The organism is Variovorax sp. GW460-12-1-14-LB1, assembly GCF_059423605.1.
Genome location: NZ_JBWKYF010000013.1, coordinates 35,955 through 48,173, shown reverse-complemented (window position 1 = coordinate 48,173; position 12,219 = coordinate 35,955). Strand labels below are relative to the sequence as shown.

The following is a 12,219-nucleotide window of genomic DNA, read 5'->3' as shown; positions in this document are numbered from 1 at the left end:
GGAATCGGTCCTGTTTAAGTAGCGGATGACGCGGGGCTCGCCGGGCCGGCCAGGAGGGCCGTTCGGGCGTGCGCGTCCTGCACGGAAATCGCGAGCACATGCCGTACCTCGCGCGCGGCCAGATGGCACGCGAGCACGACGGCGCTCATGTCGGCCGCGGCCCCGAGGTGACCCAGGGTGGCGCAGACAGAAAGGTTGTTTTCGAAGGGCACGTGCGGCAGCCGCTCCTGCACGAGCTTGGCCACTTCGGTGACGCGGCTGGTGCGGTGGTCGGCGTCGCTCACGACCCAGTCGACCTGGGCGGTCTCGAGAGCCGACGTAGCCATCAGATGTTGGGCAAAGCGATCGAGCAAGCTCGCATCGGGCGTGCGCGCGGTGTCGGCCGAGGCCTCGCGCTGGCCGCTTGCGCTGCGCGACAGGCGCACGGCGTCGGGCGGCGCCAGCAGCGCATCGCCGGCACGCACGAGCAGCAGGCCCGCGGCGGCTTCGCCGGGCACGCGGCCCTTGCGGCGCGTGGTGGTGTACAGCAGGCCGTCGGCCTCCCAGCGCGCGATGCTGGCTTCGGACACCGAGGAGTCGGCCGCCAGCGCGATCCACAGCGCAGGCCGCTGCTCGCGATGCAGCGACAGGCTGATGCGGTCGAGCAGCGCCATGGCCGACACGCCGTCTTCGCTCTTGAAGCAGTCGACGAGCCAGCGCTGCGACGCATCGCCCTCGCGCACGCGCTGCTGCACCCACTGCGTGGCGATCGCGCGTTCGCTCTCGCTCCATGCACCCGGCAACAGCAGCGAGAGGTTCAGCTGCGGCGCCGCCGCCGGCCCCGGGATGACGCCGCCGCTGGACACGAAGCGCCCGGGCGCGCGCACCGCGAGCGCATCGCCCGCGTTGGCGATGGCTTCGGCCGCGGACGCCAGCAGCTCCTGCAGCACGTCGGACATGAGGTGGATGGCACGCAGCCGGTCGTCGGGCAGCGCATCGATATCGAAAGCTTCGCCGGCCGGTTGCAGGCTTTCGCGCAGGTGCTCGCGCAACTCGTTCTCGTCGATGCCATCGACGCGGCCCGCGATGACGGGGAAGCCTTCGCCGTCACGCAGCTCCGGGACCAGCTCGGGCGTCTGCGCCTGGCCGATCGCGGTGGCCACCGTGTCGGCATCGCTGCCGCGCGGCGTGCGAAGGGCGAAGGCCAGCACGGCCATCTGCAGGCGCTCCTGCGAAGCCTCGGTTGCTACGGCGTTCGATGAGGCCGCGGCGCCTGCGGCCACTGTCGCCCCAGCTGCGGGCAACGCAGCAGCGGGGGCGGCTGTGAAGATGCGGCGCAGCACCACATAGAAGAGCATCAATGCCAGCGGCAGCACCACGAGGTAGAGCGCGATGTCGCTCGTGCTCGGCATGCGCGCCGTGTACTGCCAGTAGACGATCACGAGCACCCACACCGTGATGAACACGGCGCAGGCCAAAAGAACGGGCTTGATCAGTCGCGACAGCATCCGGAGTTTTCGAACGCCTGGGTCACGCGATGGCGATGGCAGCGGCCCACGCGGTCGCGTGACCGCATGCCATGCCTGCAGCCGAAGAAGGAGACACCGCCGTCATTCGGACGCGGAAGCGATCTGGCTGGACAGCAGCCGGCAACCGCAGGCCGCCCGGTCGCCGTGGCGCGCCACGCGGCGGCCATCGATCGACACGCAGTCGCTGCCCGTCACGATGGGGTTGATGCCATGGCCGGGCCGCGGGCACGACACCATGTCGCCGATGCGCGCCACGCGCCGTTCGTCGATGTGCGTGTTTTCGGATGCGGTGATCACGAAGCCACCGTGGTCGGTCTTGTCATGCAGAACGATCCACGGGCGGTCGTTGTCCGCCTCGGGTTGATCCTCACCCATTTGAACTCTCCCCCTTGATTGCCTCGTGGTGTGCCGGTGCGACAGATGTCGTCTCGGCATTCAGTTGCGTGACAATTTAAATCCCGGCTTGCGGTACTCCACGTGACCGTAATCCCTGAAGGACCATCGACCACCCCACACCAAGCCCACGGACTCGGCCGCTTCACCATAGAGGCGATAGCCTTCCATGGCCCATGGATCTTTTTCAGAGATCACCAGCTTGCCATTGCGATAGAACGCGTTGTCTGCCGCAAGTCCATACTGATGATAGCTTTGATTGGCCTTCGCCATGGTCACTGTATTGCCCAATGCAGCGAGTTTGGCTTGTCGTTCGGGGCTGCGATAACCCTCGAGCAATGCGAGGTCGTAGCCGTGCTTTTCTTTCATGATCTTGTAGACGAGCAGCAAACGATTACGAAAGTCCACATCGAGAACAGCCCAGTCCCGACTGCCTTCTTTCGTGAGCGGACGAATCTGCTCGACCTCTGCCGTCGCAAACACCTCGGGCGGCAACGGCTGCGGCGGCACCAGCTGCTCGCCCTTGAGCAAGGCCTCGATCTTCGGGTCGCTTGTGGCGGTCCAGTCATCGAAGAACAGAACCCGGCCACTTCCGAAAGTCACACTTAACAACACCGGCACGATAAGCAGCCCCATGCCCGACAGCAACAAGTAGCGATGCCTTACGGCAAAAGTACGCACTCCCGAGCCGCTGTCACGCATCAACTGAAAACTTGCTTCGGACACAAAACCAAGACGGCGTCCTATTCCAATAAAAAAGAATGCAATAGCAGTAGAAATGGAGACCGTCGCTCGCAACACACGGTCACGAAAAGAAGGGAACAAGAAGATGGCAAGTGCTGCCACCATCAAGGCAAAATAACAAAAGAGAGTGAAGAAGATCAACGGTGTTCAATGAGAGCCACTCAATTGTATGAGTCGCTTAAAAATTTGAACCCATCGCACGCAGCACCTTGTTGCATCCCAATTGCGATATCGCGTTGATCACGCCACATAAAGCCGAGGGGAGAAATCACATGCCCGCAGCCAGCCGGACCACCCATCCATGATGGGCGCGTCAGACGCCCACAAGGACCGCCCGAGCCTGCTCGGTTCGAGCGCACCCACCGCGGCCACGTCGACCGCCGCACCCGGAGGCGAATCCACGCGGGTGCTCGCACAGTTCGGTGGCCGCGAGAGCGGCGCGCGCTCCTTCTTCGCACGGCCCAGCGTGTGGGCTTCGCTCGCGGTGCTGATCGGTGTGGGGGGCGCCACGACCTACCACCTGCAATCGAAGCGCGCGGATGCGGCAGCGACGACCGTGGCGGCAATAGCGCCTGCGCCGGTTGCAGCGCCTGTCGCCAAGGAACCACCGAAGCCCGACGCGCCCGTTGCAGCCGCGGCACCGGAGCCCACGCCCGCGCGCATCATCGAAGGCGACAGCACGCCGCCGCCGACACCACAGCAGCAACAGCAACAACCACAGGCCTCCACGCCGTTCGCAGCCATCGGTGCGCAGCCCATGGCCGTGCCGCCGGCCGCGAAGCCTGCGCGCGTTTCGGCGGCAACATCCCCTGCGAAGAAGGCAGGCGCCGACAGCAAGGCCAGCGCCGTTGCTGCAAAGAAACCGGAGCGCATCGCGTCGGGCTCGAAGAAGCCCGTGCGCACGGCCGCGAACGGCAAGCCGGTCAAGACCGCTGCCAACACCAGCAAGGCAGCAAAGCCCGCCGCGCGCACCGACCTCGCGCAGACGGCGGCACGGCCGAAGGGGCCCGATCCTGACACCGACCTGCTGACCGCGCTGCTCAAGCGCAGCAAGACCTCCGACCCCGCACCGTCAGCGCAGGCCACTGCCGCGACGGCAGACTGCAAGCCGGGCGCACCTTGCAAGCCTTGAGCATCCGAACCTGAGCGAATTCCCGATGCCTTCCGCTGACCGCAGCGCCCTGTGGGCCGAGCTGAGCCAGACGGCGCGGCTGTACCGCCTCGAAGCGCCGAGTGCTTCGTCGTCCTCCAACAGCGCCGCGCGCGAGAGCATCGATGCCTTGCGCGTGGAAGGCTGGGTGCAGCGCGAGGCGGTGTCGCAGCTGTTCGAGCTGCGCATCGTGTGCCTGAGCCTGCGTGCGGACCTGGCGCTGTCATCGCTGATCGACCAGCCCCTGACGTTGGTCACCGTGCTGGCCGACAGCTCCGTAGGCCGACGCACCGGCCTGATCCGCGCCGTCGAATCGCTGGGCGCCGACGGCGGCCTGGCGCGCTACCGCCTCACGCTCGTGCCCTGGCTCTGGCTGGCCACCCAGCAAGGGCGCAGCCAAGTCTTCCAGCAGCGCAGCGTGGCAGACATCATCGAACGCGTGCTGGCCCCGTACGCCGACGCCGGTAGCTGGGCCTTCTCCTCCGAAGTGAACAGCTTCCTGGCCGACGCTCCCGTTCGCACCTACTGCACCCAGTACCGAGAGAGCGACTACGACTTCTTCTCGCGCCTGCTGGCCGAAGAAGGCCTGGCCTGGCGCATCGAGGAAGACGCCCAGGCCCCGACGGGCCACAAGCTCATCATCTTCTCGTCGAACGACACCCAGCCCGCCGATGCAGGCTCGCCCGTTCGCTTTCACCGCAAGAGCTCCCAGGAGCTCAGCGACGCCGTGCAAGCGCTGGTGCGCCGCATGCGCCAGTCGGTGGCCCAGGTGCACCTGAGCGCCTGGAACGTCGACGGCAAGCGCCAGCTCACAGGCAGCGCCCCGGCGCGCTTTCCGGTCGGCGGCAAGAACGCGCCGCGCCTGGAGTACGACGACGTGCTCGGCCTGAACGACCGCAGCCGCGGCTGGGACACCAACCGCACCGTCGAGCGCTACGCCGCATTGATGATGGAAGCGGCCGAATGCCGCGCCGACCTGATGCTGGGCCACAGCACCGTGCGCACCTTGCGCGCGGGCACGCGCCTCGAGATCGACGACGCGCCTGCATTGGGTTTGCAGGCCAGGCCCGCACTGCTGCTGGACACCGTCGAACACGTGGGCATCAACAACCTGCCCAAGGACACGGCCGCGTCGATTGCGGCGCAGCTGGGCGCGCTGACGGAGCACCTCGTGTTCGACCAGCCCTGCGCCCCCGTGACGGCCGAAGCCGACGTGTTCGGGCTGGTGTCTGCAGCAACGGGCACGAACAACGACAACACCATCTACCCGCAGCCCCAGAGCCTGGTCACCGCGCAAGCCCAGGGCTACGCCAACAGCTTCTCCGGCGTGCACGCCCCACGCCCCTGGCGCCCGGCACTGGCCGCGGCCGACGGTGCCCGCCTGCACGCCAGGCCCACGGCCAGCGGCGTGCACAGCGCCATCGTGGTCGGCCCTTCGGGCGAGACCACGCCCAACGGCGCCGATGAGCTGTACTGCAACGACCGAGGCGACGTGCGCGTGCGCTTCCACTGGCAGAACGGATCGAGCGACAACGGCAACAGCAGCAGCAATGGCGACAGCGCCCAGGACAACCGCAGCACCCGCTGGATCCGCGTGGCCCAGCGCCAGGCCGGCCCCGGCATGGGCTGGCAGTGGCTGCCGCGCATCGGGCAGGAAGTGCTGGTCAAGTTCGTCGACCTCGATGTGGACCAACCCGTCATCGTCGGTGCGCTGTACAACGGCCGCGGCGACGGCGGCATCGCCCCCACACCCGGCGGTGCATCGCGTGCCGGTGAGAACAGCGAACAGGACAACAACGACAGCAACGACGTCTTCGCCCAAGCCGGCAACGCCTCGCCCAGCGCCCAGGCCAATCTGGCGGCCGGCCATGCCCCGCCCTGGCACGGCGCCAGCGCCGACGACAAGGGCCACCGCAACGCGGCCGCCCTGAGCGGCTTCAAGACCAAGGAGTTCGGCGGCGAGGGCTTCAGCCAGCTGGTGTTCGACGATTCGAACCAGCAGCTGCGCGTGCAGCTGCACGCAAGCACCGCCCACAGCCAGTTGAACCTGGGCCACCTGATCCACCAGGCCGACAACTTCCGAGGCAGCTTCCGAGGCCAGGGCCTGGAGCTGCGCACCGACGGCTATGCCGCCCTGCGCGGCGGCAAGGGTGTGCTGCTGAGCACCTACCACGGCGCAGGCGGCCAGAAGCTCGAACCTGTGGGCGACTTCGCCGCCGGCATGGCGCTGCTCAAGCAGGTGCAGCAACTGGGCCAGGCGCTGAGCGATGCGGCCAAGACCCACGAGACCGTGCAGATGGCAGGGCACATCGGGGCCGGCAAGGCCAACGCATCGCAGCTCGACAAGGAACGCGCCCCGTACGCCGCGATGGAGCGCACCGCCAGCGGCATGGTGACGGCCGATGCGCTCGACACTGCCTACGCCGATGCAGCAGACAAGGCCATCGCCACCGGCGAAGGCAAGGTGCCGCACACCAGCGATGCCGTGATCGCGCTGGCCGCACGCGGCGGCCTGGCGATGGTGGCGGGTCAGCAGCTGCAGGTCGTCAGCGGCGAGACCGCCACGCTGGCCAGCGGCGGCGACATCAACCTGGCGCTGGCCGACGTGCTGCGCGTGCACAGCGGCCAGGCCATCGGGGTGCTGGCCGGGGCGCAGAAGGCCGATGCAGACACAGGCCTGTCGATCATCGCGGGCAACGACGACCTGGACTTCCAGGCGCAGCACGACGAGTTGCGCGTGCAGGCCAAGGAGGCCCTGAAGATCGCCAGCACCGACCAGACGGTGGAGTTCGCGGCCAAGAAGAAGATCCGCATCGCGACCGCGCAGGGCGCGTCGATCACGCTGCAGGATGGGGATATCACCTTCGAGTGCCCGGGGAAGATCACTTATCACTCGGTGCAGCGGAAGTTGGCCGGGCCGACAAGCTCGCCGTATGGGCTGCCGCTGTTCCCGCAGAGCATCTGCATCGAGTGCATGCTGAAGGCGGCACAAAGCGGAGCCCCCTTCTCCGCCTTGCAGTGAGCGTGGCGTTGGAATTCGCGACCGATCCGATCGACCCCCTCCACCTTGCCCAAGCCGTGCAAGCGATGGCCGACGCCCAACCGTCATCCGCCGGCCTCTGGTTGCTGGTCGATGCAGCCTTGCTCGACCCGGCGCGCCTCGCATCGGTGCTGCGCCGCAACGGGTGGTCGCACGTCAATGCGCTGGCCAACACACCGTTGGAGGCCTATGGCGCAAGGGGACCGCAGCTGCTGGAACTGCCACTGGACGACGAGGTGCGCGCCGAGGGCTTGCGGCGCCTCGCCACGATCGACCCGGCAGCACCCGCATTCAGCTGGATCGCATCCAGCCACGCCGCTGCGGATTTGCAGGCCTGCTTCGGCTACCTGGCCCAGGCGCGGCACGACGGCCTGAAGCTGCATTGCCGCATGGGCGATGTGCGCGTGCTTCCGACGCTGCTTTCCACGCTGGCCGAGCCACAGGCACGGCGCGTGGCGCAAGCCATCTCGCAATGGCAATGGTTCGATCGCAGTGGTGCCGTGGTCGACAACTGGCTTGCTGCTGATGGGAAGGACGATGTGGCCGATGCCCGCGACCATCTCGAACTCGATGCATCGCAATTCGCAACGCTGCTGGATGCCTCGGAAGCCGACGGCATCTTTGCGCAGTTGCTCGAGACGGTGTCGCAGCTGGTGCCGCAGACCGGCCGGGCGGCGTTTCATCAGCGGCTCCAGCGCGCCCTCGCGGTTGCCACGCGCCTGCACGTGGCAGGCAACCCCGACCGGCTGCAGTTCGTGGTGCTCTCGCTGACCTGCGGCGATGACTTTTATCAGCATCCCGATCTGTCGGACACATGGAAGGCCGTCGCACAAGGGACCAGCCTGTCGGGCCTGATGAAGGGCTGGAGCGACGCGCTGTGGAAGGCGTTGGAGGGCAAGGCTTCATGAAGCGTTTTGCTCTCCTGGTTCTTTGCGTGCTGGTGCTGGTAGCTTGCAGCAGCAAGAAGCCGGCGGCTGAAAGCTACAGCGCCAGTCTCAGCGCCTACAACCACACAGAGGACTACATCCATCAGTTCTATGTGGACGGAGCGGGTGGCGGCAACTCGAGTCCGTACGGAGGCGGCGGCAGTTTCGTGTGCTGCATCTCTGCTCCAGCTCAATGGCGTCCCGGGCTCAGCGCGACGGTGAAATGGACGACATCGAGCGGAATTCCTGGCGACAAGCGCCCCGAAGCCATCACGCCCCGCTGGCACGAGAGGGTCGTTCCGATCGATCGATACGACGTGCCGGGTGGTCTGATGAACGTGCACTTCTTGCCGAACAACGAAGTGCGGCTGGTCCTCTCCAACATGAGGGCCGGCGCCAAGGACTACCCTGGCCCCGCCTCTCCGGTGAAACCGCCGGATTGGAAATGGTGAGCATGAGGCAAACAATCCATGCGCGCATTGAAAGGCCACACGCCATGAAACGTACCGCGCTCCTGACGCTTTGCGCACTGGCAGTACTGCCGCTGGCAGCTTGCAGCAGCAAGAAGCCGGCAGCTGAAAGCTACAGCGCCAACCTCAGTGCCTATAACCACACAGAGGACTACATCCACGAGTTCTATGTGGATGGGGCAGGTGGCGGCAATTCGCGCCCCTACGGCGGTGGCGGCAGCTTTGTATGCTGCATCTCCTATCCGGCTCAATGGCGTCCCGGACTCAGCGCAACGGTGGAGTGGACAACCTCGAGCGGGATTCCAGGCGATACGCGTCCCGACGCAATCAAGCCGCACTGGCACAAGAAGATCGTCCCGATCGACAAATACGACATCCCAGGCAGCACGCTCAACGTGCACTTCCTGGCTGAAGGCGATGTTCGATTGGTCATCTCCAGCAAAGGCTCCGGCGCGAAAGGCTACCCCGGCCCCGACTACCCGGTGAAGCCGCCGAGCTGGAAGTGGTGACTCAAGGCGAGCAAGAATTTTCGGAAACCCGAGACACAACACGTGAACGCATTGAAAGGCCACACGTCATGAAACGCACGACCACCCTGACACTTTGCGCATTGGCACTGCTGGTGCTCCCGCTGGCTGCTTGCAGCAGCAAGGAGCGCACGTCAGAAAGCTACAGCGCCAACCTCAGCCCGTACAACCACACGGGCGACCACATCGAACCGTACGTCGATGGCATCTTCGCCGGGCACTCAAGCGCCTACGGTGGCGGCGGAAGCTTCGTCTGCTGCATCTCCTACCCCGCCAAATGGCGTCCGGGCCTCAGCGCGAAAGTGAGGTGGGCTACATCCAGCGGGATTCCCGGTGACAGGCGGCCGGAGGCGTATGTCCAGCAGTGGCACGAGAAAGTCGTCCCGATCGAAAAATATGACGTCCCGGGCAGCACGCTCAACATCCACTTCCTTTCCGGAGGTGAAGTTCGGCTGATCATTTCCAGCAAGGGGGCAGGGGCCAAGGACTACCCCGGCCCTGCGTACCCCGTGAAACCACCCAATTGGAAATGGTGAGCCAGGTCAGCCAAGAAACATCCCAAAGAACCCGGGGAGCGACACATGGACGAATTTCGCGAAGGCTGGTACGAGGTCAGCTTTGACGCCAACACCTACGACAAGCGCTGCTTCTACTTCAAGACCATCGAACTCTGTACAGCCGAGTGCATCCTCAAGGAAACAGGGCTGCAGATACTGGTGTGGTCGGACGGGGCAGGCAGGGCCGAAACATGGTCCTCGACCTATCGACCGCTACCCACAGCGCCCACAGGCGACTGGTGGGACAACGACCCGGGCGGCGCGAACTACCAGCCCGCACTGCCTGGCGACCACTCGCGCGCCGACCGGACACTGACCGCACGCGAACTGTGCCAACGCGCCGCCAGCGCCGACCCGAGCAAGGCCGATGCCCTGAGTTGCGCCAAAGAGATCCATGTGGGCCTGTTCTTCGACGGCACCAACAACAACCTGATTCGCGACACACGCGACCAAAGCCACACGAACGTGGTCAGTCTCTTCAACGCGCACAAGGACGACAAGGTCGAGAATTTTCGCTACTACATACCCGGCGTCGGCACGCACTTCCCCGAGATCGGCGAGGACAAGGAACTGGACAACGGCAAGCGTTTCGGCACCGGTGGTGAGGCACGCATCCATTGGGCCTTGATTCAGGTCTACAACGCATTGCATCGGGCGTATCACACGTCCGACCTCATCCAGCCGGACGAGATGAAGGAGCTCTGCACCGACCGGCTGAAGACCTGGTGGCGCTTGAGCGACAACAAGATGATCAGCATCTTCAGGGGCATTCAAGAGCGCCTGCTGAAAGCCATCAAGGACCAGCGGCCGCGGGTGACCAAGATGCATCTGTCGGTCTTCGGCTTTTCGCGTGGTGCAGCCGAAGCGCGCGCCTTTTGCCAGTGGATCCAGCTGGTCGCCGAGAACATGACGATCGGCGAAGCGGCGCTGGAACTTCACTTCCTGGGCATCTTCGACACCGTGGCGTCTGTCGGGCTGGCCGATTCGTCGCCCGTTGGCGAAGGCTTTCAGGACTGGGCTGACGGCACCATGGACATCCACGGTGTCAACCAGACCGTCCACTATGTGGCGGCGCATGAAATACGCCAGTCGTTTCCGCTGTCTACGGCGCGCATCAGGGCCACGAGCTACCCGCCGAACACCAAGGAGTTCGTCTATCCGGGGGCCCACTCTGACCTGGGCGGAGGCTACCCGTCGAAGTCCCAGGGAAAAGGCGTAGGCGGACGTACCTCATTGCTCTCGCAGATTCCCTTGATGGACATGTATTTCGAGGCAGTTTCGGCAGGCGTACGAGTCCGCCCATTGAACGAAATGGACGCGGTGATCGAGCGAGACTTCAAGGTCGACCCTGGGCTCGATAAAGCCTTCAGCGACTACGCAGCCTGGACCACGACGGAGGAAAAGCAGAACGTCGCCAACGGGGGCGAGCCCGTGCAAAACCGCATGCGTTATCACATGGAACTGTATTGGCGCTGGCGTGCGTCCAAGAGCGACGATGCCACCTTCAAGGCCATGGCGAGCTACAAGGCATCCAAAGAGCAAGACCAGCAAGATCTCTGGGAATCGGAACTCGACTGGCGTGAAGACATCAAGGCCGCCCAGGCGGCCAACCAGCCCCGACGGGTGTTCGTTCCCAGAGCGGGCGTCTACGTTGACCAGCCGCCCCGCGCCAACGAGGTGGAAAAGCGCCTGCTGCGCGCCGTGGCCGCTGCCAAGGATGTTCCGCAAACCGCCAACGACTTCTTCGACAAGTATGTCCACGACTCGCACGGTGGGTTCTGGATGCTCGGCCCCATCACGAAGGAGAACCGCGAGGACTTCGTGGCCGCCATCAAGCAGAAAAAAGCCACGCACGACCGGTTGCTGAAGGCGGCAGAAGAGGAGACCCTCCCCTCTCGGGCGACGAACCTGCGCAACTATGCCCGCGGCTATGAACTCAACAACTTCGAACGCCGCGTGATCGCACAGGATGCAAAAGAACCGGGAACACTGCCTCTGATGACGGATGCAGATGCGGAAGATCTGCGAGACAACGCAGGCACGATGGCGACGCTCGCATTGAAGCTCCTGGGCACCGCCAGCCGCCGCGAACCCCGCGGCCACGGGCGTTACCGGCGCGTGTTCGACAAGAGTTGAAGAAGCCGGCTGGCTGCAGGTTCCCTCATCACCTCGCAGAACCTGCAACAGCCAACTGCGTGTCCATCGCCGCCCGGTAACGCCGGATCCAGATGAATCCGATCGCGCTCATCCTAATCCTCGGCACCCTGTCATCGGTGGTGTGCACGCTCTTCCTGATCGGCCATCGCGCACGCCCCCGTCCGTCGTGGGCACCTCGCTTGAAGAAGGCCTGGCTGTTCGTGCTCGTACTGGCTGGCACGGCGTTGCTCTACCTCGGTGCGCGCCATCTGCTCATCGACGCGAAGGACACCGCGGCGCGTCTCGAAACCTGCATGGCAGCCGTGACGCTAGCGCCCTGCATTCTTCCGGGATTGGTCGCCTTGCTGCTCAAGCCTTGATGCAGCTTGCGCACAAGCCCGCCGCACTGGCGGCTGCAGGCCTGTTTTTTTGAGGCACATAGGACTTTGGTCCAATGCCGGCGCGAAGCGCCTTTCCTAGGATTGCGCGGTCCTTCCCGTCACACGACACGAAAGCCGCCCTTCCATGCCGATAGCCTCTGCGTCAACGATCGCCCGTCATGCAGCCGCCGCCCTGCTGCTCGCCTTCCTTGCGGCCTGTGGCGGTGGTGGAGGCAGCGGCGCAGGCAGCCCCGCTTTCATGCCGTTGCCACCGGCCGCCGAACCGGTCACACCGATCGTCCCCACCCACCGCATCGGCGGCACGGTCCGCGGACTCCTGGGGTCCGGGCTGGTGCTGCGGGGCGCGGATGGCGAAACGCTCGCCATC

Annotated in this window: 11 protein-coding genes and 1 pseudogene; 9 read left to right on the top strand and 3 right to left on the bottom strand. The window is 65.3% G+C overall.

What is annotated here, in order from left to right:
• Positions 1-14 precede the first annotated feature (14 nt).
• The 3 genes from AC07Y4_RS09355 to AC07Y4_RS09345 all read right to left on the bottom strand — a co-directional run bounded on the left by AC07Y4_RS09355 (position 15) and on the right by AC07Y4_RS09345 (position 2,786).
• Positions 15-1,487: a hypothetical protein gene (locus AC07Y4_RS09355; RefSeq protein ID WP_487847575.1), complete on the bottom strand. Its 1,473-nt coding sequence runs from the start codon at positions 1,485-1,487 to the stop codon at positions 15-17.
• Between the two features lie 102 nt (positions 1,488-1,589).
• Entirely contained in the window at positions 1,590-1,883 is a 294-nt protein-coding gene (locus tag AC07Y4_RS09350; RefSeq protein ID WP_062481115.1) for a PAAR domain-containing protein, read from the bottom strand.
• Between the two features lie 60 nt (positions 1,884-1,943).
• On the bottom strand, positions 1,944-2,786 hold the full coding sequence (locus tag AC07Y4_RS09345) for a M15 family metallopeptidase (protein WP_487847576.1): 843 nt from the start codon (positions 2,784-2,786) through the stop codon (positions 1,944-1,946).
• Between the two features lie 160 nt (positions 2,787-2,946).
• Between AC07Y4_RS09345 and AC07Y4_RS09340 the strand changes: the two genes are divergently transcribed.
• The 9 genes and pseudogenes from AC07Y4_RS09340 to AC07Y4_RS09300 form a co-directional block, all read left to right on the top strand.
• Positions 2,947-3,777, top strand: coding sequence for an NADH-quinone oxidoreductase subunit E (locus AC07Y4_RS09340; protein ID WP_487847577.1), 831 nt, complete (start codon positions 2,947-2,949; stop codon positions 3,775-3,777).
• 25 nt (positions 3,778-3,802) lie between these two features.
• A complete protein-coding gene (locus tag AC07Y4_RS09335; RefSeq protein WP_487847578.1) occupies positions 3,803-6,817 on the top strand; it encodes a type VI secretion system Vgr family protein in 3,015 nt (1,004 codons plus the stop codon).
• An 8-nt stretch (positions 6,818-6,825) separates the two neighbouring features.
• Complete coding sequence (locus AC07Y4_RS09330; RefSeq protein ID WP_487847579.1) at positions 6,826-7,743, top strand: DUF4123 domain-containing protein; 918 nt, start codon at positions 6,826-6,828, stop codon at positions 7,741-7,743.
• The gene (locus AC07Y4_RS09325) at positions 7,740-8,213 is read left to right on the top strand and encodes a DUF3304 domain-containing protein (RefSeq protein WP_159279248.1); all 474 of its coding nucleotides are present in this window, start codon (positions 7,740-7,742) and stop codon (positions 8,211-8,213) included. The genes AC07Y4_RS09330 and AC07Y4_RS09325 overlap by 4 nt, the downstream gene beginning before the upstream one ends.
• 44 nt (positions 8,214-8,257) lie before the next feature.
• Positions 8,258-8,740: a DUF3304 domain-containing protein gene (locus AC07Y4_RS09320; RefSeq protein ID WP_159279247.1), complete on the top strand. Its 483-nt coding sequence runs from the start codon at positions 8,258-8,260 to the stop codon at positions 8,738-8,740.
• 68 nt (positions 8,741-8,808) lie between these two features.
• Positions 8,809-9,294, top strand: a complete 486-nt coding sequence (locus AC07Y4_RS09315) for a DUF3304 domain-containing protein (RefSeq protein WP_159279246.1) — start codon at positions 8,809-8,811, stop codon at positions 9,292-9,294.
• Positions 9,295-9,339: 45 nt separating this feature from the next.
• A complete protein-coding gene (locus AC07Y4_RS09310) occupies positions 9,340-11,451 on the top strand; it encodes a T6SS phospholipase effector Tle1-like catalytic domain-containing protein (RefSeq protein ID WP_487847580.1) in 2,112 nt (703 codons plus the stop codon).
• A 92-nt stretch (positions 11,452-11,543) separates the two neighbouring features.
• Entirely contained in the window at positions 11,544-11,831 is a 288-nt protein-coding gene (locus AC07Y4_RS09305; RefSeq protein ID WP_487847581.1) for a hypothetical protein, read from the top strand.
• Positions 11,832-11,976: 145 nt separating this feature from the next.
• Positions 11,977-12,219 (top strand): annotated as a pseudogene (locus tag AC07Y4_RS09300) (hypothetical protein); the annotation flags it as partial.

Coding starts and splice junctions, on each gene's coding strand:
- AC07Y4_RS09325 (WP_159279248.1), top strand. CDS start 7,740: ATGAAGCGTTTTGCTCTCCTGGTTCTTTGCGTGCTGGTGCTGGTAGCT.
- AC07Y4_RS09305 (WP_487847581.1), top strand. CDS start 11,544: ATGAATCCGATCGCGCTCATCCTAATCCTCGGCACCCTGTCATCGGTG.
- AC07Y4_RS09310 (WP_487847580.1), top strand. CDS start 9,340: ATGGACGAATTTCGCGAAGGCTGGTACGAGGTCAGCTTTGACGCCAAC.
- AC07Y4_RS09340 (WP_487847577.1), top strand. CDS start 2,947: ATGATGGGCGCGTCAGACGCCCACAAGGACCGCCCGAGCCTGCTCGGT.
- AC07Y4_RS09350 (WP_062481115.1), bottom strand. CDS start 1,883: ATGGGTGAGGATCAACCCGAGGCGGACAACGACCGCCCGTGGATCGTT.
- AC07Y4_RS09355 (WP_487847575.1), bottom strand. CDS start 1,487: ATGCTGTCGCGACTGATCAAGCCCGTTCTTTTGGCCTGCGCCGTGTTC.
- AC07Y4_RS09320 (WP_159279247.1), top strand. CDS start 8,258: ATGAAACGTACCGCGCTCCTGACGCTTTGCGCACTGGCAGTACTGCCG.
- AC07Y4_RS09335 (WP_487847578.1), top strand. CDS start 3,803: ATGCCTTCCGCTGACCGCAGCGCCCTGTGGGCCGAGCTGAGCCAGACG.
- AC07Y4_RS09315 (WP_159279246.1), top strand. CDS start 8,809: ATGAAACGCACGACCACCCTGACACTTTGCGCATTGGCACTGCTGGTG.